Origin of the sequence: Paenibacillus sp. IHB B 3415, assembly GCF_000802655.2 — a bacterium.
GTDB lineage: Bacteria > Bacillota > Bacilli > Paenibacillales > Paenibacillaceae > Paenibacillus_AQ > Paenibacillus_AQ phytohabitans.
In genome coordinates this window covers 23905-48193 of the sequence record NZ_JUEI01000044.1, presented here as the reverse complement: position 1 = coordinate 48193, position 24289 = coordinate 23905, and the positions used below count along the sequence as shown (strand labels likewise).

Genomic DNA, 24289 nt, shown 5'->3' with positions numbered 1-24289 from the left:
CGGCTTGCTGGCGCCGCCGGCACCAGGGCGTCCGCCTTTGCCGCCGCGTCCGCCGTAATTCCGGTGGTCGCCAGCCGCGCGCGGCTTCATATCTACCAGTTCGAAGTCGATCGTATGATCGTCCATGTTGACCTTGGCCACACGGATCTTCACCTCGTCACCGATACGGAACACTTTGGAGGTACGCTCACCGATGAGGGCCATGTGGGCTTCATCAAAGTGATAATAATCATCGCTCAGTGCGCTGAGCCGGATCAGACCTTCTACAGTGTTATCCAGCTCGATGAACATCCCGAAGCTGGTCACGCTGCTGATCATTGCATCGAATTCTTCGCCTACCTTATCCTGCATGAACTCCGCTTTCTTCAGCTGCTCAGTGTCACGTTCAGCCTCTACCGCTACACGCTCGCGTTCGGAGGACTGCTGGGCGATATCCGGCATCCGCGAAGCCAGATACTCATGACGTTTCTCGGTCAGAGCTCCTCCATTCTCAACCACCTCACGCATGACGCGGTGAATGACAAGGTCGGGATAACGGCGGATCGGCGAGGTGAAGTGGGAATAGAATTCTGCCGCCAGTCCGAAATGACCCGTACTTTCGGCATCGTATTTCGCCTGCTTCATGGAGCGCAGCATCATCGTGCTTATCACCGTCTGCTCTTTGGTGCCCTGAATCTGCTCCAGCAGATCCTGCAGCGCACGCGGATGAACGGAATTGCCGCGACCCTTGACGTGGTAACCAAAGTTAGCGGCGAAGGCCATGAAATTCTGCAGCTTCTCCGGGTCCGGATCTTCATGAATCCGGTACAGGAATGGCACCTTCAGCCAATGGAAGTGCTCCGCTACAGTCTCATTAGCCGCGAGCATGAATTCTTCAATAATCTGCTCCGCCACAGAACGCTCACGCTTCACAATATCGATAGCCTTACCTGCTTCATCTACGATGATTTTGCTTTCTTCAAAGTCGAAGTCAACGGCTCCACGCCGCATCCGGGCATCTCGCAGCTTCATCGCGAGTTCCTTCATCAGCCGGAAATCACCGATCAGCGGAGCATAGCGCTCCAGCAGCTCAGGATCTTCATCTTCAACAATTTTGCGTACATCGGAGTAAGTCATTCTCTCCTTAGTACGGATTACACTCGTGAACACATCATGCTTCACAACCTTCATGTGCTCGTCAAATTCCATTTCACAGGACATGGTCAGCCGGTCTACCTGCGGGTTCAAGCTGCAGATCCCATTCGACAGCCGGTGCGGCAGCATGGGAATGACCCGGTCAACCAGATACACGCTGCAGCCGCGGTCATAGGCTTCTTTATCCAGCTCGGAGCCTTCACGCACATAATAGCCTACATCGGCGATATGAACGCCCAGCTTATAATGACCGTTCTCCAGACGCTCAACGTTCACCGCATCATCCAGGTCCTTGGCATCCGCGCCGTCAATGGTGACAATGTTCAGTCCGCGCAGGTCGCGGCGGCCTTGCTGGATAATCTCCTCGTCGGTAATGGAATCGGGTGCCTGCTCCGCTTCCTTCATCACCTCAGCCGGGAAAGCCTCCGGCAGCTGATGCTTGCGGATAACCGACAGAATATCCACGCCCGGGTCATCCTTATGGCCGAGGATCTCAATAATTTCACCTTCAGCCGCAGCACGGCCTTCCGGATAGTTCACAATACGGACAACGACCTTTTCCCCGTCAACCGCTCCCTTGAAGGACTGCTTCGGAATGAAGATATCCCGGTTAATCCGCTTATCATCAGGCAGCACGAAGCCATACGTCTCCAGGCTCTGGAATACGCCAACGGTCTGCGATACGCCTCTGATCAGGATCCGCTCTACTTCGCCTTCCATACGCCCGCCAGACGGGCTCTTCGAGGTAATCCGGATCAGTACGATGTCACCGTTCATTGCACCCTTCAGATCATTGGCATGGATGTATACATCGGGATGATCACGGTCATCGGGTATCAGAAAAGCAAACCCCTTCGCATGGGCTTGCAGCCGTCCGCGCAGCAGATCCATACGTTCCGGCACGCCATAACGGCTACCCCGGGTCAGAATAATCCGGCCGTCCTTTTCCAGCTCAATCAGCAGGCGCTCAAAAGCTTTGAACACCTCGCTATCCTCAATTGCGAAATGGCTCACCAGTTCTTCATAAGTTAGCGGTTTATAAGCGGTTTCCCGCATGAAATCAAGTAGAATTTCTTGTGTTATCATCTTCGTCACCTCGGCCCTCCGCAGCATTCATGCCGCTGGCATATATGTATGTCTTGTCCTATCCCACATCAAATAAATCCAAGTAAAATTTACCTTTATATACTTCATACCCTAGTATACACGAAATCAATCCCGGGCATCCCTGTTATGATGTGCAAACACTCAAATCCGCATACAAAAAAGCCCCCGCCTATTCCATTCAGAACAGAGCGAAGGCTTACAGTAGGCAAACTACTCAATAACAATGGCTACAACGATTGACATAATGAAGAATCCGGCTGCCAATCCAACCGTTACACGCTGCAATACAAGCTCCATACCGCGTGCTTTTGTTTTACCGAAGAGATGCTCAGCACCGCCGGAGATGGCACCGGAAAGACCCGCGCTTTTCCCTTTTTGCAGAAGAACGACCGCAATCAGACCTACGGCAAAAATCAGAAGCACCACTTTCAAAAAGATATCCATTCACTTCCACCTCCTACGTCCAAGCATCACTATCTATGCTAAATTGGAATTTCCGTTTCATAAACAGCATTCTTATTTTATCATAGCCATAGATTGAATACAACCTTACAAACCGCATTCTATCAATATGCTACTATTAATATTCTCAGGTTTGTTTTCTATAGGAGACAAGAACGAGCAGCAACAGACCAGAGATTAATAATATAGGCACAGAGAAGAAGGCATACCCGATCCCCTCCCAGCCTCCAATTACAGTGAAACTTAGAACCAGCAATATCATACTGCCCAGTAAACCAGTGATCCCCGGATAAAAAACAGCTCTGCTCCGCATGCGCCCGGTCCGCGACAGCACCCAGCTGAGAATGATTAAAAATATCCCCACACCTATACCCGCAACAATAGCGTTCATGCCCACACTCCTTCCAGTTATCTACAATTATAGAATAACCCACTAGAAGCATCAGAGGCAACCTCGCTGTTCGCATTGCACTTTCGGTTCTATCATCCAAAAAAAGACCTGCCGAAGTTCGGCAGGCCCTTTAAATATAGGGTCAAAAGAAATTATCTTTTGATACAATTATAGAATAACCCACTAGAAGCATCAGAGGCAACCTCGCTGTTCGCATTGCACTTTCGGTTCTATCATCCAAAAAAAGACCTGCCGAAGTTCGGCAGGCCCTTTAAATATAGGGTCAAAAGAAATTATCTTTTGAGGTTGTAGAAGGATTTCAGGCCGTTGTATTGAGCCAATTCACCCAGTTCATCTTCGATGCGAAGCAACTGGTTGTATTTAGCAACACGGTCTGTACGGGAAGGAGCACCCGTTTTGATCTGGCCAGCGTTAGTCGCAACAGCGATGTCAGCGATTGTGCTGTCTTCGGATTCACCGGAACGGTGGGAGATAACTGCTGTGTAACCAGCACGTTTAGCCATTTCGATAGCATCGAAAGTTTCAGTCAGTGTACCAATCTGGTTAACCTTAACCAGGATGGAGTTACCGATACCTTTTTCGATACCTGTTGCCAGACGCTCAGTGTTAGTAACGAACAAGTCGTCACCAACCAATTGGACTTTATCGCCCAATTTTTCAGTAAGCAATTTCCAGCCATCCCAGTCGTCTTCGGACATACCGTCTTCGATGGTGATGATTGGGTACTTCTCAACCCATGAAGCAAGAAGGTCAACATACTCAGCGGAAGTGTAAGATTTACCTTCGCCTGCAAGTGTGTATTTACCGTCTTTGTAGAACTCAGTGGAAGCAACGTCCATACCGAGGAATACGTCAACGCCTGGTTTGTAACCGGCTTTTTCGATCGCTTCGATGATGGTAGTGATTGCTTCTTCATTCGAACCAAGGTTCGGTGCGAAACCGCCTTCGTCACCTACAGCTGTGTTCAGGCCTTTGGATTGCAGTACGGATTTCAGGTTGTGGAAGATTTCTGCACCTGTACGAAGAGCTTCTTTGAAGCTTGTAGCGCCTACAGGAAGAACCATGAACTCTTGAACGTCGATGTTGTTGTCGGCATGCTCACCACCGTTGATGATGTTCATCATTGGTACTGGAAGAGTTTTAGCGTTGAATCCGCCCAGGTATACGTACAAAGGAATATCCAGAGCTGCTGCAGCTGCACGAGCTACGGCCATTGATACTGCCAGGATTGCGTTAGCGCCCAGCTTGCCTTTGTTAGGAGTTCCGTCCAATGTGATCATCAATTTGTCGATGCCCACTTGGTCAAGAGCGTCCATACCGATTACTTCTGGAGCGATAATTTCATTTACGTTCTCAACAGCTTTCAGAACGCCTTTGCCCATGTAACGGGATTTGTCGCCGTCACGAAGCTCTACAGCTTCATGAGCACCAGTGGAAGCGCCGGAAGGAACGATAGCGCGGCCTTTAGCACCGGATTCAAGATAAACGTCAACCTCTACAGTAGGGTTACCACGGGAGTCAAGGACTTCGCGAGCATACACATCAGAAATAATAGTCATGTAAGTTTAATCTCCTTTTAACTTTGGTTTTAGTGTAACAATGTAACTTAGGGTATACCTATTTGCGGCTGGCAATCATGGATTGTCCGGTCATTTCCGCAGGCTGCGGAAGTCCCATCAGATCTAAGATTGTCGGTGCTACGTCTGCGAGAATACCGGATTCGCGCAGTACTACATCTTCAGTCGTAACGATGAAAGGAACAGGGTTGGTAGTATGGGCTGTGAACGGACGGCCGTTCTCATCGAATACCATATCCGCATTGCCGTGATCGGCAATGATGATTGCAACGCCGCCTTTGGCAACTACTGCATCCACAACTTTACCTACGCATTCGTCCGTTACTTCAACTGCCTTAATAGTAGGCTCCAGCATGCCGGAGTGTCCAACCATATCAGGGTTAGCAAAGTTCAGGATAATGGCATCTTGTCTGTCTGCTTCGATCTCCGCTACGCAGGCCGCCGCCACTTCGTATGCGCTCATCTCAGGCTGCAGATCATAGGTTGCCACTTTCGGTGAGTTGATCAGGATGCGTGTTTCGCCGGGAAGCTCCTCATCACGTCCGCCGCTGAAGAAGAAGGTAACATGCGGATACTTCTCAGTTTCCGCGATACGCAGCTGCTTCTTGTTCTGCTGAACCAGCACTTCACCGAGCGTGTTGTCCAGGTTCTTCGGGGAGTAAGCCACGAAGCCTTGAACCGTCTCGCTGAAGGTTGTCAGACATACGAAGTGCAGACCTTCAGGGAACTTAGGGCCACGGTCGAAGCCGCGGAAGTCAGAGTTCGTGAATACTTGCGACAGCTGAATGGCACGGTCAGGACGGAAGTTAAGGAAAATGACAGAATCGCCGCTCTCCACTGTCGCAACCGGGTTATTCAGGCTATCTACAATCACACTTGGCTCTACAAATTCATCATACACAGAATTCTGGTAAGATCCAGTGATTGCCTGAAGTGCATCGGTATATTTAGGGCCTTCGCCATACACCATTGCACGATAAGCTTTCTCTACACGTTCCCAGCGTTTGTCACGGTCCATGGCATAATAACGTCCGGATACCGTAGCAATCGTACCTACGCCAACCTCTTCGATCTTGGCTACCAGGTCCTGAATGAACTTCTGTCCACTGTCGGGTGGTACGTCGCGGCCATCCATGAAGGCATGAATATAAACTTCATGCAAATCTTCTTTTTTGGCCAGATCGAGCATGGCGAACAGGTGGTTGATGTGACTGTGCACGCCGCCATCGGAGACAAGTGCATAGAGGTGAAGTTTTTTGCCGGTTGTTTTGGCGCTTCTCACCGCAGCAACCAGCGTTTCGTTCTCGAAGAATTCGCCATCACGGATAGACTTATCGATGCGGGTCAGATCCTGGTATACGATCCGGCCTGCGCCGATGTTAAGGTGCCCTACTTCAGAGTTACCCATTTGTCCTTCCGGCAGACCTACAGCTTCGCCGCAAGCGGTAAGTGTAGTGTTCGGATATTGTTTCAGGTAACGGTCGTAGTTCGGTTTGTTGGCTTGGGCAACTGCGTTGCCTTCTTCCGTGTTACGCAAACCGAACCCGTCCATGATGATTAGAGCTACAGGTTTTGGTGCTGACATTCTTATTTCGCCCCCTCAACGAGTGAAACGAAGGAAGCAGGCTGCAGGCTGGCACCGCCGACTAGAGCGCCGTCGATGTCGCTTTGACTCATGTACTCCGTTACATTCTCAGGCTTCACGCTGCCGCCGTATTGGATACGGACAGCTTCAGCAGTTGCTTCATCGTACAAGCCTTTTACAAGGGTACGGATGTAAGCAATAACTTCATTAGCATCCTGGGAAGTAGAGGATTTACCTGTACCAATAGCCCAGATAGGCTCATAAGCGATAACTACGCTTGCTGCCTGTTCCGCGCTAAGGCCGGCAAATGCCGCTTCAGTCTGCACTTTGCATACATCTTTAGTCTGGTCCGCTTCGCGCTCTTCGAGCTTTTCGCCTACACAGACAATTGGAGTAATGCCATGGCGGAATGCCGCATGCATTTTTTTGTTGACGATTTCGTCCGTCTCACCGAAGTATGCACGGCGTTCGGAGTGGCCGATAATAACGTATTCCACGCCGAGATCCTTCAGCATTACACCGCTGATCTCGCCTGTGTAAGCACCGTTATCTTCGAAGTGAAGGTTCTGAGCACCAATTTTGATGCTGGTGCCTTGTACCGCTGCAACAAGTGCAGGCAGGTTAGTGAAAGGTGCGCAGATTACAGTCTCTACGCCTTCAACTTCCGCCTGGCCTTTGATTTCAGCGATGAAGCCTTCGGCTTCCGGAACAGTTTTGAACATTTTCCAGTTGCCGGCAATGATAGGTGTTCTACTCATAGTAATGGATTGCCTCCTTCTACTCTACGTCTTACTTGTCGTTCAGTGCTTCTACGCCTGGAAGTGCCTTACCTTCCATGAACTCGAGTGATGCGCCGCCGCCAGTGGAGATATGATCCATTTGGTCTGCGAGGTGGAATTTCTCAGCAGCTGCTGCGGAATCACCACCACCGATAACAGTGTAACCTTCGGTAGTTGCGCAAGCCTGGGCTACGGCAATTGTACCTTCAGCGAAGATATCAATTTCAAATACGCCCATAGGTCCGTTCCAAACAACCAGCTTGGAGTTTTTGATGATATCGGCGTAAATTTCACGGGTTTTTGGACCGATGTCCAGACCTTCCCAGCCAGCAGGAATTTCAGTCACATCTACAATTTTGGTGTTGGCATCTGCGCCGAACTTGTCAGCGATAACTACGTCAACCGGAAGCACAAAGTTTTTGCCCAGTGCTTTGGCTTTCTCGATAAATCCAAGCGCCGCTTCGATTTTGTCGTTGTCTACCAAAGAATTTCCGATTTCGTAACCTTGTGCTTTGGTGAAGGTGTAAGAAAGGCCGCCGCCAATCAATACGTTGTCAGCCAGAGTCAGCAGGTTGTCGATCACGTCAATTTTGTCTTTAACTTTGGATCCGCCGATGATCGCAGTGAAAGGACGTTCAGGATTGGACAGGGCTTTGCCCAGAACGGACAGTTCCTTCTCCATCAGAAGGCCGGATACTGCAGGCAGGAAGTGAGCGATACCTTCTGTCGAAGCATGGGCACGGTGAGCCGCACCAAATGCGTCATTGACGAACAGGTCAGCCAGTTCAGCGAACTGCTTAGCCAGTTCAGGATCGTTCTTTTCTTCACCTTTATAGAAACGGACATTCTCAAGCACAAGCACGTCGCCTTCGTTCAGTTCAGCAATTTGTGCTTTTACCGCTTCGCCAATCGCTTCATCAGCTTTGGCTACCGGTTTGCCGAGCAATTCGGACAGACGGACAGCTGCGGAAGTCAACCGCATGGAATCGACGAATTCACCTTTAGGACGGCCCATATGGCTGGCCAGAATGACCTTTGCACCGTTCTCAATCAGGTATTTAATTGTTGGAAGGGTTTCGCGGATACGGGTATCATCAGTGATCTTACCGTCTTCCACTGGCACGTTGAAATCTACACGCACGAATACGCGTTTGCCTTTTACTTCTACATCACGGACACTTTTTTTGTTCATGATTAACATTTCCTCCACACCCAAAATTGGTTCATTCACGAATCCATTTCATTTAGAAAGAGCGGAAACAGACTTTCATTGTTTCCGCTCTATTGTACTGCCTATATAAAATCGGTATTATTGAGCAAGTTTAGCGAATTTTTCCAAAGTACGAACGAGCTGTGCAGTGTAGGACATTTCATTGTCATACCAAGCAACGGTTTTAACCAGTTGTTTGTCGCCAACAGTCAGAACTTTAGTTTGTGTAGCATCGAACAGGGAACCGAAAGTCATACCCTTGATGTCGGAAGATACGATTTCATCTTCAGTGTAGCCGTAAGTTTCTGGATCGGAAGCTTCTTTCATAGCTGCATTGATTTCTTCAACAGTTACGCTCTTATCCAGAACAGTAACCAGCTCAGTCAGGGAACCAGTAGCTACAGGCACACGTTGTGCTGCACCGTCAAGTTTGCCTTTAAGTTCTGGAATTACCAGGCCGATTGCTTTAGCAGCACCGGTAGTGTTAGGGATGATGTTCTCAGCAGCAGCGCGGGCACGTCTGAAGTCACCTTTAGCGTGTGGAGCATCAAGTGTATTCTGGTCACCTGTGTAAGCATGGATAGTAGTCATCAAGCCTTCGATGATACCGAATTTGTCGTTCAGAACTTTGGCCATAGGAGCCAGACAGTTCGTTGTGCAAGATGCGCCGGAGATTACTGTTTCGCTACCGTCAAGGATGTCATCGTTAACGTTGTAAACAACAGTCTTCATGTCGCCTGTAGCTGGAGCGGAAATAACTACTTTCTTAGCTCCGCCTTTCAGGTGCTTTTCAGCTGCTTCTTTAGTTGTGAAGAAACCTGTGCATTCCAGAACGATATCAACGCCAAGCTCTCCCCAAGGAAGTTCTTCAGGGTTGCGGTTCGCCAGAACCTTAACATCTTTACCGTTAACTTTGAAGAAGCCGTCGTGAACTTCAACATCGCCTTGGAATTTACCTTGAGTTGTATCATATTTAAGCAAATGAGCAAGCATCTTAGCGTCAGTCAAGTCATTGATTGCTACCACTTCGATACCTTCTACATTTTGAATACGGCGGAATGCAAGGCGTCCAATACGTCCAAAACCGTTAATACCAACTTTCACACTCATTGAATAGTTCCTCCTAGATTTCGTTTTATTTATTCAAGACAAGCCGTGAGGCTCGTCAAGACAACAAGGTTAAGTATAATGCATAATACCTTCGCGCGCGCCCCATAAAATGGAATCTATAGGACTTGCTGCAACTGTTTGTCGATTTCTCTGCCGATTTCGACAGCAGCCGCCTCGTCTGTTACGAGAATATCCTCTTGGCCGAACCGCAGCATCGCATGAATGGCCTTAGCCTTGCGTTTGCCGCCGGCAATACCGATGACGACTTCTGTACGGATAATGTCTTCCAGGCGCAGCCCCATGGTCAGCATGGTATGAACCACTTCGCCATTCTCATTGAAATAATATCCGAACGATTCGGCTACCGCACCCTCGTCCTGAATCTCTGAGATTGTACCGGGGTCCAGCTTGCGGCGGTGAGTCATTTCAATGGCATCGCCAATTCCATGCACAATAATACGCGATCTGCGGATAATCTGCACAATCTCTCCAATATTGGAGTCCAGTGCGAGCGACTGATAGGCATCACCGCTGAGCAGATCAGGCACATGCAGCAGACGGTAATTGGCACCAATCCGTTTGGCCATGGTCGAAGCAATGGTGTTGGCTTGGATCTCCATGCTCTCTCCCAGTCCTCCGCGCGCCGGAACTACCCAGGCGTTCTTATAGGAAAGGGATAGCGGCGGGGTCAACTGATCGGCCATTTCGGCCAGGGTCGATCCGCCTGTGACGGCAATCGTGTCGTCACTGCGCAGTACACTGAGCAGTGCCTTCGAACCTGCACGCCCCAGTTCACGTTTGGTGAACAGTGAGGTCTCGCAGTCGCCAGGTACAACAACTACTTTACTGAGACCGTACGTAGTACGAATTTTCTCTTCCAGATCATCCAGGCCGAAGAGGCTCTTGGCGATCGGCTCCAGCAGGTCAAGCAGTCTGCGCCCGGCTTCGCTAATGCGCATGCCGACGCTCTCGATCTCAATGAGCCCTTGCGATTTCAGAAGATCCGTCTCGGCGCGCAGCACCCGCTCGGTCATATCAAGCGAGGCGGCAAGCGTTCTGCGCCCAATAATATCGGACAGCATGATCTGATGTAGAATCGTATACCGTCTCTTAAGGGTTTCCATGAGATCAGGCAGAAGCTGCTTTTGGATTTCCAATAAATTACGCATGCTTTCACTCCTGCAACTTCGTCTTTCTCTTTTCCCTTGTTCGTGGTCTCAAAATGTCCCGGGTTAACTTTTTAAGTCCCACCCATATTCTACCCAAAACTGACGCGGAGTGCAAGTGTTCCGAGACTATAATTCTCAGACCGGTTTCATCTTATACATCTGCCGGTCTGTGAGAGGTAACCACGCCCTTAATTGCATGCCTGAAAACCTCCAGCACCTGACTGTCAGGTGGGAAGCTATCATCTGCCTGGGAGCCGGAAAAACTATTTTTTTGCACGACGGGTTTTACACGTTGCTTTTATTCGATAAGTGTATTATAATAATTTCTGTTGCGCCCGTGGTCCAATGGATATGACGTAGGCCTCCGAAGCCTGAGATCCAAGTTCGATTCTTGGCGGGCGCGCCATTATTTTCACTTTTGTACATAATTTAGCAATGCTTATATTATATTTAACCAAAGAGCCGCATGATGGCTCTTTTTTTTGAATCTAAGTTTGACTTTCTTTGACTTTTTGTTTGAATTTGTTTATCATGTGGTTAATACGGTAACAGTAAAAAATGAACACATTCGAAGCACCAATTTCAAGGAGGTTTTCCACGTGAGTTATATTCCTATGGTAGTAGAACAGAGCAACCGCGGTGAGCGCGCTTATGACATCTATTCCCGCCTGCTGAAGGACCGCATCATTTTCCTTGGAACGGAGGTTAATGACGTGGTAGCCAATTCCATCATCGCACAAATGCTCTTCCTGGCTGCCGAGGATCCGGATAAGGATATTCACCTGTATGTAAACAGCCCTGGCGGTTCCATTACAGCGGGTATGGCTATATTTGATACAATGCAGTACATTAAACCGGATGTATCCACCATCTGTGTAGGGATGGCCGCTTCCATGGGAGCCTTCCTGCTGAACGCCGGCGCCAAGGGCAAACGCTTTGCCTTGCCGAACAGCGAAATTATGATTCACCAGCCGCTCGGCGGTGCCCAGGGTCAGGCTTCGGATATCGAAATCCGCGCCCGCCGCATCATCAAGCTGCGCGAGAAGCTGAACCGTATCCTGTCCGAACGTACGGGCCAGCCGATCGAGAAGATCGAGAAGGATACCGACCGCGACTACTTCATGAGTGCTGCCGATGCAGCTGAATATGGCATTGTCGATAAAGTCATTGAGAAGACCTTGCCGGCTGGCGTTTAATTTCTATACTTCACCAACAAATAAAGAGGCTGCCACGGACCTACAGGTCTGCGGCAGCCTCTTTATTTGGCATATATACTGATGACTCACCTCAAGTTTCCATATCCCAGGGCATCCAGCTTGCCGGCGATCACCCGGTAGCCTCTGCCGTTCGGATGGATATGATCCAGGAACAGCAGCCCCCGCTCATTTCCGGCAAATTCATGATAAATGGAAGCAAATCCTACGGCATAACTGCTGTAGCCGGCAGCATAGCGGTTGAACTGCCGCACCCAATCTGTAGCCGCATCCACCTGAGGATACGGATTATAGAGACCTACAATCCGGATAATGTAAGGACTTCGCGTACCCGCCTTCAGCTGTGCCAGAGTACTCATAATATCACTGAAATTCCGTTTGCATTCCCGGAGCGCTTTTTGCAGATATCCATTCAGCTCACCTGGCCTCCCCGCAGCGGCTTTGGCAGCCTTAATCAGATCATTGCCGCCAATAGAGACGGTGATGATCTCCGCATCCTTAACCGCAGAACGAAAGCCGCCATCTGTCTTGAGACGCTGCTCCAGCCCCGCTGTTGTCAGACCGTTCACTCCAAGATTCGCTGAAGCCACCGGAGTCTGCAGCCGCCCTTCCGCCATCCGGCGGTAGACGGGAACAAATCCGTTCCCGGGCAGAGCCCCGAATCCTGTCGTTAATGAATCACCAATGGCCGTATATTGATAGACCATATCCTTCCCTCCCCGCTATAAGCTGCTTGCTTTCTTTAGCTTATGACTGCCCGGGGGATGTGGTAACGGCAGGGCGGCCTTAATAGGCCTGCAAAAAAATTCTGCCCTTATGTCTCCCGGAGGAAACGCAAGGGCAGGATAGATGAAGCTATCGGAACTGACTGGAACTGTGAGTCTTATTCGTTATTTCAGTGCCGCGAACGGACTGCCTCCATCGGGAAGCAGCTCTTTGAAGCTGAAGATTACCTCCGGGAAGCCTGTAGCGTATGCAGTATACTCATATTGCTGGAAGAAGAGCACGGCTTTGCCCTCTTTCAGATAGAAGTATTTCTCTGTATTCAGGCCTGTGAATCCTCCCAGATAACCTCCGTTTGCTTTGATTTCAGTAGATACCTTGGCATTCAGCTGTTTCTTGTAGTTAGGATTAGCCTTGAACAAATCCCCCAGCAGCAGGCGTTTGCCGTCTTTAAGTGAGAAGGTAAAGGCATTGCGGATAGTCGATCCATGTGCGCCGCCGGTGTACCCGTATTGATTCGTGATCAGACTGAGCACGCCGTCCTGATTATAAGTGACCACATAACCGCCTTCGAATTCATACGGACGATCGTCCTCGGATTTAAGGGAGATTTGATCTTCGGCGTAAGCCGCGTATTTCTGAATCGTCTGTTTGATTGTATCATTGATTGCCTTCTCAGCCTCGCTACTTGCAAGACCGCTGACCTGTGGATAATCCAGCTTTACCGGTGCATCTTTATGGTCCTTAACATAGCTCTCAGTCTTTATAGTTACCGCATTTTGCGTTTTCTTCATCACATTGAGCCGTCCCGTAGCGGCACTCCAGTCACCCTTGTAGCCTAAGTAATCGCTGAGCAGGTCAAACGAAATATAGAAGCGATTATCCATATTCTTCACTTCATATTCGCCGATAAAATAATTGTTCACTTTAATCGTAGTATAGTATTCAGTAACCGTCAGTTTAGTTTGTGTAGTACCTGTACCGATGGTATACGTCTTCTCAGCTTTATCATAAGATAGCGGCATCCCCAGCGCATCGCGCATAAACGTTACCGGAATCCATACCTTTCCGTCTTGGAAAAGCCCTGTCTGCGCTGTAATCTTACCGTTTACCTTCAGCACGACCGGGGAGGAGGCAGCCTTCACCTGAGCAGCCGCTGGAGCAGCCTGGGTAATGCCTACCGGGAGTACACCTCCACCGATTAGCATTCCCGCTGCAATCATTCCTGCGCCCCATTTACGGGCGTATTTCTTCGAAGTATAATTCATTGTTGTTCTTCCCCTTCCGCTGGTACGATGATAGTTACGTGATGTGTTCCCTCAGCTTCACTCTTCCTATTATAGGGATAAGAAGATCGGCGGATGTTACAATGCGCTTTACAGTTTCTTAAGGATTGAAGAGTCTTTCTATCAACCTTATTACATTTATTTAAACAATTTGAGAGATTTCAACGAAAATTTCTTCTAAAAAAGGCGCCCGCCCTGCCATAAACAGCAGAGCAAGCGCCTCTTCGCGGTCACTTTATTTCAATTCATAAGTCACACTCAGCTGAGTGGTTACTTTAACTTCTCCGGGTTCTACGGAGCTTCCGGCAGCTGAATCATTCGCTGCTTTGGACATGGCGTTCTGTTCAACGAAGACAACCGGGTTATTCCCGTCGTCGTTCTGAATGACCGTTACCACCTGGCCGAGTCCGCGTTTCGCCGCTTTAGCAATCGCTGCCGCTTTTACATCTGCGTTCAGCATTGCTTTTTCGATGACCTGTGCTTCAAAGGCTGATGGATCTTCGATCGCAAAGGTTGCATTGCCGATATTGTTCGCGCCTGCCGTAGATGCTGCATCCAGCAATTGTCCGACCTTAGTCAGATCACGGTAGGAAATCTTCAGCGTATGCTGGGCATTATAGCCTTTAACCTGCTGGCCTTCCTTTTCGCTATAGACGTAATTAGGCTGTACATAGAACTGGGTACTCTGAATATCCTTGTCGGCAATTCCCCAGGTTGTCTTGAATAATGCAGTCAGCTTCGCAATCTTTGCTGCGGTACCCTTCTGCGCTTCTTGCGCAGTATCAGCAGTGGTACTTACCCCAATCGAAAGATAAACGATATCCGGTTTGATCGCAAGTTCACCCTTGCCCACCACGCTCACAATATTCTTCTGCACCTCGTCGGCAGCGTAAGCCTTTTCAGGACCTTTTAGCACCCCGCTCAGCCCCATTCCTCCTATAATCAAGCTTCCTGCCAGCAGCACTGCTCCGATTGATTTGCCAAATTTCATCATGCCTGCCATCCCCTTTCGCTTCTTTAAGTGTTGGTACCCTCTAGACGGACCAGCATGGCAAAAGTTGCATACCGTATGTACGATATTTGATAATTTATTCCGTCTCTATCCAAAAACGCCGGATGACATTCCCGTCCTCCTCGATATATTCGCTATCCTCTATTCCGCCATTCTTGCGGATCGTCCGTTCCGAAGCTGTATTGACGGCGTCGCAGACCACGAGTGCCTTCTCTATACCCAGTTCCCCCGCCTTCAGGAGAGCCTGCCTCAGAAGTTCACTGGCATACCCCTGTCTGCGCTCCGAAGGGACCACGCCATAGCCGATATGCCCGCCTGTACGGAGTAACGTTTCCGTCAGCCGGTGTCTGATGTTCACGGCACCCACCACCCGCTGATCCGTTGTCACCAGCCAGAAGGTTGAACTGCTCACCCATCCGTCTTTGATATTCACACCGCCGGCATGCTCACGCAGAGATTGAAGCATACCGGAAAAGTCAGCAGGATCGATCTCGACTACCCAGGGAACGAATGATTCTCCGCTGGCCTTCCACTCTTCATAAAATGCCAGATAGGGCTCCCTGAGAGCTTCTGTAGGCTCCACTAATGTTACCTCACTGCCTTGGATTTGCATCTGTGTATCTCCCCTTATACATCAATAATATGAAAAAAAGCCCCTAAGGGCTTTCGGTAAGACGTTGTACCATTTATTGATTCTCGAGTTCTTCCTTACTGACAAGACTTGTCAAAGCGGTTACAGCTTGTTCCGCATCTGCGCCATCTGCGCTGATATAAATCTCCGTACCGGAACTGATTGCAAGGCTCATAATGCCCATGATACTTTTGGCGTTAACTTTTTTATCGTCTTTTTCCACGAAAATCTCCGACGAAAACTTATTAGCTTCTTGCACAAACAATGCTGCCGGCCGAGCATGGAGCCCCGTCTTCAACCGAACAACTACCGGGTGCTTTGTCATGAAACGCTTACCCCCTATTTGAGATCTGCCCAAAAATTTCACATTAATTTTATAATATTATATCATTATAACCTCTACCGCACTAGAAAAAAAATAATCAACTGCCCCGCACCTTGTCAGCCAGCTCATCAATTTTGCGCAAACGGTGGTTTACGCCTGATTTACTGACGGTGCCGCCCAGCATATCGCCAACTTCCTTCAGGTTGATATCCGGGTGTGCAAGTCTGATTTCCGCAACCTCGCGCAGCTTATCCGGCAAGCTTTCCAGTCCCACCTCACGCTGCAGCAGCTTGATATTCTCAATCTGGCGTACCGCGGCGCTGATCGTTTTGTTAAGATTGGCCGTTTCGCAGTTGACGATCCGGTTAACGGAGTTGCGCATATCGCGCATGATCCGTACATCCTCGAATTTGAACAGTGCCTGATGGGCTCCGATCAAACTTAAGAATTCAATAATCTTCTCGCCTTCCTTGATGTATAGGATGAAGCCTTTCTTGCGTTCTATGCAGCGGGCATTCAGGTGGAATTCACCAGCCAGCTCCACGAGCGCCTTGCAGTGCTCCTCATACATCGAAGCAATTTCCAGGTGGTACGAGGAACCCTCCGGATTATTCACCGAACCGCCAGCCATGAAGGCCCCGCGCAAGTAAGCACGCTTGCAGCAGTTCTTGCCGACGATTTCATCATCGATCCCATCGGTGAAGATGAAGCCTTCCGAGACAATCCGCAGATCCTTCAGGATCTCCTGAACCCGGTTTGGGATTCTTACGATATAGACGTTATTCTTCTTCAAACGCATTTTTTTACGCACGAGCAGCTCGATATGGACCTGGTAATATTTCTTAAGTAAAGAATATACCCGCCTTGCAATCGCGGCGTTCTCCGTCGAAATGTCGAGAACAACCTTTTTGCTCGAAAGCTGCACCGAACCATTCATCCGGATCAGCGCTGACATTTCCGCTTTCTCACAGCAGGGCTGGCTCTCGACCATCGTCAGCTCTTTTTTGGTAAGGGCCGCAAAAGACAAGGGGCTCACCTCTTTCATGTTAACTCTTTCTGTCAATCCAATCCTGAACCAGCTGGAAAATATGGTGGCTAAGCTTATCTGTATCATGCCGCAAATAGGTTTTAAATAATACCAGTTTGTCGGCAATTACCTTATATCCGTTGCCGTCAACGACATCGCGGTCAAGCTGCACCGGACGTGCGCCTTTCTCGGCATATTTGATCTGTACCTGCTCCGGGATCTCTCCATCGTTCACAATTACATAATCGAACAGATGCAGTCCGATATGGTCGTACACCGCCTGAAGATGATCACTGACCGTATAATTATCCGTTTCACCGGGCTGGGTCATTACATTGCATACAAATATTTTGATCGCATCCGAGGCTACAACGGCTTCAGCCAGCTTCGGCACCAGCAGATTCGGCAGAATGCTTGTATACAGACTGCCCGGACCGAGCAGAATGGCATCCGCATTCCGGATCGCTTCCAGCGCCTCCGGCAGAGGCTCCACATCGGCAGGCTCCAGAAACACACGCTTGATTACACCGCCGGCCTCCGGTATTTTGGATTCGCCGGTAATCAGGGTACCATCCGACATCTCGGCGTGCAGTACCACCGCTTCGCCTGCAGCGGGCAGCACCCGGCCGCGGACGGCGAAAAGGCGGCTAAGCTCTCTGACTGCAGTAACGAAATCACCGGAGATGTCTGTCAGCGCTGCCAGAATCAGATTGCCCAGGCTGTGTCCGGCAAGACCCTCTCCGGTACTGAAACGGTAGCGCATGATCTGAGCCATCAGAGGCTCTACATCCGCCATAGCCGTCAGTACGTTACGGATATCTCCCGGAGGCGGCATTTGCAGCTCGCTGCGCAGAATCCCGGAGCTCCCCCCGTCATCTGCCACGGTTACGATAGCCGTAATATCCAGCGGCTTCTCCTTCAATCCCCGAAGCATAACAGACAGCCCGGTACCGCCGCCCATGACGACGATCTTCGGACGCTGCCCTTGTTCTTCAGTCACTACTCATCCCTTCTCTCGTCAATGCCGATCACGTTCGGAATCCCGATGGCTGATTGCTACCGATTCCGTCTCGCTTACCCCCAGCATTTTGCCCAGATATTCCGCAATGGCTACGGAACGGTGTTTGCCGCCTGTACAGCCGATGCCGATAATAATCTGGGATTTGCCTTCCTTGCGGTATTGCGGAATAAGAAATTGAAGCATGTCAAGCAGCTTGGTCAGGAACGTCTGCGTTTCAGGCCATTTCATCACATAGTCATACACGTCGTTGTCTTGGCCTGTCTTGGGCCGCAGCTGATCCACATAATGCGGATTAGGCAGGAAGCGGACATCGAACACCAGGTCAGCATCAATCGGGATACCATACTTGAACCCAAACGAAGTAATGTTAACGGAGAGGGTGCTTTTCCCGAGATGGGAGAACCGTGATACAATTTTTTCTTTGAGCTGTGCAGGCTTCATGCTGCTGGTATCCAGACACAGGGTAGCTGAATTCTTGAGCTCCTCCAGCATTTGGCGCTCCATCCGGATACCGTCAAGCGGCATGCCCTTGGGAGCAAGCGGGTGGTGACGCCGGCTCTCTTTGTAGCGTTGTACAAGCACTGAATCTGTTGCATCCAGGAAAAGAATCTCAAAGCCTATGGTCGACTCGTCCTTGATATAGGCCAGAGACTCCGACAGAGCGGTGAAGAATTCCCGTCCCCTGAGGTCGATCACGAGCGCCACTTTGGCGATTTTGCCTTTGGACTGCTCAATCAGTTCGGCGAACTTCGGGATCAGCACTGGCGGAAGATTATCGACGCAGAAGAAGCCGAGATCCTCCAGGCTCTGCACTGCAATCGTCTTGCCTGCTCCCGACATGCCTGTAATAATGATCAGGGTGGCACGACCGGGCGATATTTGCTCGAATTCGGTCATTAGAGCGTCCCCTCCCTAAGGTTAGTATATGAATAATTCCTGCTCCTTAAGAACGCAGCAAAAGACCTGCCGCACCAATAATACCGGCATCATTGCCAAGCTCCGCAGGCACGATGGTAACACCAGTCTGCAGAGGCGCAGGTGTCAGCTTAGCGAAGACACGGCGGACTTCATCAAACAGGATATCGCCGGCTTTGGATACGCCGCCGCCTACGATAAACACTTCCGGATTCAGTACCGCAGCCACCGCAGCCATCGATTTGCCCAGGTAGAATGCTGCGCGGTTCACAATACGCAGAGCGACTTCATCGCCTGCCTTGGCAGCGTCAAAGACTTCCTTGGCCGCAATCTTCTCCACCGTGGACAGAGTGGTGCGGTCCCCGCGGGCCACTGCATCATTCGCCATGCGGATAATGCCAGTCGCAGAGGAAACGGTTTCCAAACAGCCCATGTTCCCGCAGCCGCACTGGATAGCCTCCAGATCGGGAACTACTGTGATATGGCCAAGCTCTCCGGCCAGACCGGCAAAGCCCTGATACACCTTGCCATTGATAATAATTCCGCCGCCTACCCCTGTACCCAGCGTATAGCAGACGCAATTTTCAATGCCGCGTCCTGCACCGCTCCAAGCCTCGCCCAGCGCAGCCACATTGGCGTCATTGTCTATTTTGACAGGCTTGTTCAAACGACCTTCCAGAATGGAACGGATCGGCACATCTCTAAATCCTATGTTAGGCGCAAGGATGATGATTCCTTCACGAATATTCGTAAACCCGGCAAGCCCGGCTCCCACACCGGCAAGCTGTTCCCAGGAATACGGAGAGTCCTCCACAATCAGGCGCACATACTTCTCGATATTATCGATAACGGCATCGACGCCGTCTGCGGTCCCCGTTGGACCTTCGTAAGTGTGCAGCAGGCTTCCCTCGGCATTGCAGATTCCAACCTTAATCGTGGTTCCACCTAAATCCACGCCAACGTAGATATTTTCAGACATGTTACAAGCCACCTTTTTCTATGCTAAAATAGTTAATCCTACGTACCCACTATAATAGAAGCCTCCCCTGCGGTCAAGGAAAGGCGATACACCCGGGGCAATGTTCTTCAGGAAGCGGTATGGGATGTTTTGACATGCTCCATCCGCGGACAACCCGCCTAACAAAAAGACTTTCTCACCCGGCAGGCAAGAAAGTCCGAAAGTAATCTTCTATTGCCCTGGTCCCTGTAAATCTGCCATTATTCCGACAAAATACGCTTTTGCCCCTCTAAGGCACGGATCGGAGCAATATTCTGTGTGAACTCCAGCGTTCCCATATAGCGGCCGGTCTCATCACGTACTGCGAAGTAGCGGATATAGATGAATTTATCTTTGATGGCAATCCAGAAATCCTCAGCATCCTTAACGCCTGCCTTGAAATCTGCCAGCAGCTTCTCCACTACATGCACGCTTTGCGGCGGATGACAGTTCTGCACCGTACGGCCGATAACCGCCTTGGTCCGGGCGAAGATCCGTTCCTTGCCATGCGAGAAGTAGCGGACCACATCGTTCTCATCGATGAAGGTCAAATCCACCGGCAGATGATTCATCATCGTCTCGAGCTGATGGAGCGACAGCAGCCCGGTTTCGAAGCGGATGAAGCCCTGCGGTGATGCGGCTTCTCCTTCTTCCTGACTCTGGGCACCTTCCGGTTCAGCGGCACGCTCCGGAATCCATTCCTGCTCCGGCGCGGTCAGGCAGAAGCCGATCTCGTCGCTTTCGCGGGCGATTTTGACCCATTCATCTTCAGTCAGCTTATCGAGCGCCATCGGCAGCAGGATATTCTCTTCTTTAAAGATCATCTCGTTGACTTCTTTAATGATCTCCTCCAGTGAAGCTGCAATCTGCTCAGACTCCCCGTTGTACGCGCTGAGTGCTTTCTTGGCTTCCTTAATCATATTGCGGATCCCGTCATCCACGCCCCACATTACCTTGGTTGGACCATAAATGCCGTACTTCTCTAAGTAAGGAAACAGCAGATTCTCCTTGCGGCTGTAATGCTTGTCGAGATCAAGCAGCAGACTCAAGTCCTCCAGCAGCTTGAAAATAATCTCTTCGCTGGCGTTCTTCTTGAACTTATCTGTGTGCAGCTCCAGCCGGAAGTTAACCAGCCGTTCAATCTCACGGTTCTCCAGCTTGAAGGTATGCACTGGATGTCCCGGCTGCTCTTCAGCCTTCGAGGAGCGGTGAATCTGCTCGATCGAGCCTTTGAAGATAGCCGTATGCACGGAGCATAAGCGCTGCACCTCCTCTACCGGAATGCCCTCTTCGGTCATCAGGGAATGCTCCATGGCAGATATCTCAGCTACAGTCACATCGCCTACCGCTTCGGCAAAACGCGCCTTAACTTCCTCTACACTTTTACCCGCGTGCAGCTCCTTGATGATCTCCTTCAGCATAGCCTGGCGGCGCGTCTGCTCCGGTACATCTACTTCACGGTTGTTAATCAGTTCGCTCATTATATTCTCTCCTTCTATTCAATAATCTCGAAGCCGTGCTGCTCAAAGGCCAGCCGAACGGTTTCCAGCTCTATTCTCTTTAATTTCATGCCCTTGGATAATGTCATGAACCTGCCTGCCGTCTGCAGCATGCCAGGCTTCGTTATATCATGGAAACCCAGACCGGCCATAATATCTACAGCTTCCGGGTGCCTGGTTACCAGCTCCAATATAGATTCATTCAGCTTCAACACTTTGCCCATGATTTTGCACACCTCACAATTGAGAATTCTTCTCAGCAACAGCTTAGCATAGGGCAAGGGGGTAAATTGTGATTGCAGTCACTAAGTATAAGAAAAAGCTGCCCATACGCCTTTTACAGCATAGGGACAGCTATGTATGTTAAGAATTCACAGAATTCAAGGCTTCGGCTATGAAAAGCGTACATATATAATGCCTTTGCAGGGTGCCGCCATTCCGGCCGATCAGCTTATGTAACCTGGCGCTTAATTCAATCTGCTCCGCTTCCTTCAGCCCGATGAACCCGTTGCAGGTCCGCAGGAAATTAATGAAGCTATCCGCGTCATCCCTGCTGTCCCAAGGATACCGGTAGACATCCGGTGCCCTGAAATCTCCGCTGCCGGTTAGCTCGGCTACTGTCCGCTCCACTCTCTGTTCAATTACATCCCGCTTATTAAACCAGAATACCTCATACTCCGCACAGACCTTGGCAATCTCTTGCTCCATCTCACTGTCTCCCTGCAGATAAAAATTCCAAAAGAGCGCAAGCCGCCCTCCCGGCTTCAACAGCCGCCCGCATTTCTTATAACCTTCCGGCTGCGGCACCCAATGAAAGGCTTGAGCGGAGAAGATCAGGTCGAAATCCTTCTCCGGCCCAGACCAGTGCTCGAATCTGGAGGTTACAAATCGCACGTTTTTATCCCTATGCTTCTGTCTTCCCAATTCCGCCAATTGCGGGCCCGGTTCAATACATAGCAGCTCATACCCGCGGTCCAGGAATAATTCGGAGGCTTTACCGCTCCCGGCACCGATCTCAAGAATTCTGGACTCCGTAGTCAGAGAGGCTTCTTGTACAATCTGCTCAATCAGGGCGAATGGATAACTGGGTCTATACCTATCATAGTATTCAGCCGCTTCATTGAAACGTTCGCTTTCCTTGAGCCAGTCTTTGTTCCTCATTCGATTCACTCCCTATACTTGGATACTGCTATCTACGCCAACGCTTGTGCTTGGTTTCACATAATAGGGAGAATGAATCTTGTGCTATTCGCGCATAAGAAAAGCTGCCCTCACGCCTTTTACAGCATGGGACAGCAGGGAAATAGCTATAGGAGACTTGCCTTTTTTACAGCGACCTGCTCAATCTGTAGGAATTACGGATATCATGCGAAATCCGCATGCTGCAGAATTTAGGACCGCACATAGAGCAGAAATGAGCTTGCTTCGCCCCCTCCGCAGGAAGCGTCTCATCATGATACTCCAGCGCCCTTTCCGGGTCCAGAGAGAGATGGAACTGGTCTCGCCAGCGAAACTCGAACCGCGCCTTGGACAGCGCATTATCCCTGTCCTGTGCACCCGGATGCCCCTTGGCGAGGTCTGCGGCATGTGCAGCGATCTTGTAGGTAATGACTCCCTCGCGCACGTCATTCTTGTTAGGCAGACCTAAATGCTCCTTGGGTGTAACGTAACACAGCATAGCCGTCCCGATCCAGCCGATCATCGCCGCCCCGATGGCTGAAGTGATATGATCATAACCGGGTGCAATATCGGTAGTGAGCGGACCCAGGGTGTAAAAAGGGGCTTCCCGGCAAATCTCGAGCTGCTTGTCCATATTCTCCTTAATCTTGTGCATCGGCACATGCCCCGGACCCTCAACCATTACCTGAACATCGTGCTTCCAGGCCAGCGCTGTCAGCTCTCCCAGCGTCTCCAGCTCAGCGAATTGAGCTTCGTCATTGGCATCTGCAATAGAACCCGGACGAAGTCCGTCCCCCAGAGAGAAGGCCACATCATACGTCTTCATAATCTCACATATAGCTTCGAAGTGTGTGTACAGAAAGTTCTCCTGCTGATGGGCAAGGCACCAAGCGGCCATAATCGAGCCGCCCCGTGATACGATTCCCGTCATTCTTCCGGCAGTCAGCGGAATATAGCGCTGTAGCACCCCGGCATGAATGGTGAAGTAATCGACCCCCTGCTCCGCCTGCTCAATCAGCGTGTCGCGATAGAGCTCCCAGGTTAAATCCTCGGCTATGCCGTTCACCTTTTCGAGCGCCTGGTATAAGGGCACCGTGCCGACAGGCACAGGAGAATTGCGTGTAATCCATTCACGGGTGGTATGAATCTTGGAGCCGGTGGAGAGGTCCATGATGGTGTCGGCCCCCCAGCGGGTCGCCCACCGCATCTTCTCCACTTCCTCTTCAATAGAAGAAGACACCGCAGAATTTCCGATGTTCGCATTGATCTTAACCAGGAAGTTACGGCCAATAATCATCGGCTCGCTCTCGGGATGATTGATGTTGGCCGGAATAATGGCCCGTCCGGCGGCTACCTCATCCCTTACGAATTCCGGCCGGGTATTCTCGCGGATCGCGATATACTCCATTTCCGATGTAATGATCCCTTGCCGCGCATAATGCAGCTGGGTAACATTGCGGCCCGCATGTGCCCGCAGGGGACTCCGCTGCAGCCCTGGATAAGCCTCTGCGGGCGGCCCGCCCCTGCGGATTCCATTATCCTCCGGCTGCACAGCTCTTCCGGTGTATTCCTCCGAATCGCCACGCTCCGCAATCCAGCATAAACGGTGCGGCGGCAGCCCCCTCCGAATGTCAGCCTCTTGCGCAGCATCGGTGTAAATTCCGCTGGTGTCATAGACACGCAGCGGTTCGTTCTCCTCTTCCCCGGCAACGCCCTCAGTTCTGCTGAGGCTGATCTCCCGCATCGGAACCTGAATATCCGGGCGCGAGCCCTCTACATACACTTTGCGGCTTGCAGGAAATCGGGAAAGGTCCACCTCTTCGTTCTTCATCATTTCTGGCATTCTAATCTCCTCCTCTTCGCTCTATGAGCCAATCAGATAAGATTTCACGCAGCAGACTAAGCCGAAGAATCA

At 50.4% G+C, this 24289-nt stretch carries 23 protein-coding genes and 1 tRNA gene; 2 read left to right on the top strand and 22 right to left on the bottom strand.

The genetic code is table 11. The features are described from left to right. The 9 genes from rnr to QW71_RS19750 all read right to left on the bottom strand — a co-directional run. Positions 1–2220: ribonuclease R (rnr, locus tag QW71_RS19790; RefSeq protein WP_052770094.1), on the bottom strand; the 2220-nt coding region annotated here is incomplete at its 3' end. A gap of 231 nt (positions 2221–2451) precedes the next feature. Further along, positions 2452–2685 carry a preprotein translocase subunit SecG gene (gene secG, locus QW71_RS19785; protein WP_039302440.1) on the bottom strand — a complete coding sequence of 78 codons (234 nt, stop codon included), beginning with the start codon at positions 2683–2685 and terminating at the stop codon, positions 2452–2454. 145 nt (positions 2686–2830) lie between these two features. Next, positions 2831–3094, bottom strand: coding sequence for a YesK family protein (locus QW71_RS19780; RefSeq protein WP_039302437.1), 264 nt, complete (start codon positions 3092–3094; stop codon positions 2831–2833). Between the two features lie 293 nt (positions 3095–3387). Then, positions 3388–4674, bottom strand: coding sequence for a phosphopyruvate hydratase (gene eno / locus QW71_RS19775; protein WP_039302434.1), 1287 nt, complete (start codon positions 4672–4674; stop codon positions 3388–3390). Positions 4675–4732: 58 nt separating this feature from the next. Continuing rightward, positions 4733–6277, bottom strand: coding sequence for a 2,3-bisphosphoglycerate-independent phosphoglycerate mutase (gene gpmI / locus QW71_RS19770; RefSeq protein ID WP_039302431.1), 1545 nt, complete (start codon positions 6275–6277; stop codon positions 4733–4735). Between the two features lie 2 nt (positions 6278–6279). Beyond that, positions 6280–7035 (bottom strand): triose-phosphate isomerase, encoded by a 756-nt coding sequence (gene tpiA, locus QW71_RS19765; RefSeq protein ID WP_039302428.1) that lies wholly within the window; start codon positions 7033–7035, stop codon positions 6280–6282. Between the two features lie 31 nt (positions 7036–7066). Next, positions 7067–8248: a phosphoglycerate kinase gene (pgk, locus tag QW71_RS19760; protein ID WP_039302423.1), complete on the bottom strand. Its 1182-nt coding sequence runs from the start codon at positions 8246–8248 to the stop codon at positions 7067–7069. 117 nt (positions 8249–8365) lie between these two features. Further along, positions 8366–9376, bottom strand: coding sequence for a type I glyceraldehyde-3-phosphate dehydrogenase (gene gap, locus QW71_RS19755; RefSeq protein ID WP_039302421.1), 1011 nt, complete (start codon positions 9374–9376; stop codon positions 8366–8368). 116 nt (positions 9377–9492) lie between these two features. Further along, the gene (locus QW71_RS19750) at positions 9493–10545 is read right to left on the bottom strand and encodes a sugar-binding transcriptional regulator (RefSeq protein WP_039302419.1); all 1053 of its coding nucleotides are present in this window, start codon (positions 10543–10545) and stop codon (positions 9493–9495) included. Positions 10546–10876: 331 nt separating this feature from the next. Here QW71_RS19750 and QW71_RS19745 point away from each other — a divergent pair. Continuing rightward, positions 10877–10951: transfer RNA gene (locus QW71_RS19745), tRNA-Arg, on the top strand. A gap of 193 nt (positions 10952–11144) precedes the next feature. Further along, positions 11145–11741 (top strand): ATP-dependent Clp endopeptidase proteolytic subunit ClpP, encoded by a 597-nt coding sequence (gene clpP / locus QW71_RS19740; RefSeq protein ID WP_039302418.1) that lies wholly within the window; start codon positions 11145–11147, stop codon positions 11739–11741. An 86-nt stretch (positions 11742–11827) separates the two neighbouring features. On the opposite strand, the gene QW71_RS19735 is transcribed toward clpP, so the two are convergent. From QW71_RS19735 to thiC, 13 genes are all read right to left on the bottom strand, one after another. Beyond that, a complete protein-coding gene (locus tag QW71_RS19735) occupies positions 11828–12466 on the bottom strand; it encodes a GDSL-type esterase/lipase family protein (protein WP_039302416.1) in 639 nt (212 codons plus the stop codon). A gap of 183 nt (positions 12467–12649) precedes the next feature. Beyond that, positions 12650–13750: a PdaC/SigV domain-containing protein gene (locus tag QW71_RS19730; protein ID WP_047013869.1), complete on the bottom strand. Its 1101-nt coding sequence runs from the start codon at positions 13748–13750 to the stop codon at positions 12650–12652. A gap of 253 nt (positions 13751–14003) precedes the next feature. After that, a complete protein-coding gene (locus tag QW71_RS19725; RefSeq protein WP_039302413.1) occupies positions 14004–14762 on the bottom strand; it encodes an SIMPL domain-containing protein in 759 nt (252 codons plus the stop codon). Positions 14763–14856: 94 nt separating this feature from the next. After that, the gene (locus QW71_RS19720; RefSeq protein WP_039302409.1) at positions 14857–15393 is read right to left on the bottom strand and encodes a GNAT family N-acetyltransferase; all 537 of its coding nucleotides are present in this window, start codon (positions 15391–15393) and stop codon (positions 14857–14859) included. Between the two features lie 73 nt (positions 15394–15466). Then, the gene (locus QW71_RS19715; protein WP_036651317.1) at positions 15467–15736 is read right to left on the bottom strand and encodes an HPr family phosphocarrier protein; all 270 of its coding nucleotides are present in this window, start codon (positions 15734–15736) and stop codon (positions 15467–15469) included. 97 nt (positions 15737–15833) lie between these two features. Then, entirely contained in the window at positions 15834–16763 is a 930-nt protein-coding gene (whiA, locus tag QW71_RS19710; protein ID WP_039302402.1) for a DNA-binding protein WhiA, read from the bottom strand. Positions 16764–16782: 19 nt separating this feature from the next. Further along, entirely contained in the window at positions 16783–17724 is a 942-nt protein-coding gene (gene yvcK, locus QW71_RS19705; RefSeq protein ID WP_047013872.1) for a YvcK family protein, read from the bottom strand. A 57-nt stretch (positions 17725–17781) separates the two neighbouring features. After that, positions 17782–18681 (bottom strand): RNase adapter RapZ, encoded by a 900-nt coding sequence (gene rapZ / locus QW71_RS19700; protein ID WP_039302396.1) that lies wholly within the window; start codon positions 18679–18681, stop codon positions 17782–17784. Positions 18682–18727: 46 nt separating this feature from the next. Next, a complete protein-coding gene (locus QW71_RS19695; RefSeq protein WP_039302392.1) occupies positions 18728–19678 on the bottom strand; it encodes an ROK family glucokinase in 951 nt (316 codons plus the stop codon). Positions 19679–19917: 239 nt separating this feature from the next. After that, positions 19918–21177: a DUF438 domain-containing protein gene (locus tag QW71_RS19690; RefSeq protein ID WP_039302390.1), complete on the bottom strand. Its 1260-nt coding sequence runs from the start codon at positions 21175–21177 to the stop codon at positions 19918–19920. A gap of 14 nt (positions 21178–21191) precedes the next feature. After that, positions 21192–21419: a DUF1858 domain-containing protein gene (locus tag QW71_RS19685; protein ID WP_039302387.1), complete on the bottom strand. Its 228-nt coding sequence runs from the start codon at positions 21417–21419 to the stop codon at positions 21192–21194. A gap of 139 nt (positions 21420–21558) precedes the next feature. Then, positions 21559–22356: a class I SAM-dependent methyltransferase gene (locus QW71_RS38110; protein WP_052770093.1), complete on the bottom strand. Its 798-nt coding sequence runs from the start codon at positions 22354–22356 to the stop codon at positions 21559–21561. Between the two features lie 166 nt (positions 22357–22522). After that, on the bottom strand, positions 22523–24217 hold the full coding sequence (gene thiC, locus QW71_RS19675) for a phosphomethylpyrimidine synthase ThiC (protein WP_152679810.1): 1695 nt from the start codon (positions 24215–24217) through the stop codon (positions 22523–22525). Between the last annotated feature and the right edge of the window lie 72 nt (positions 24218–24289).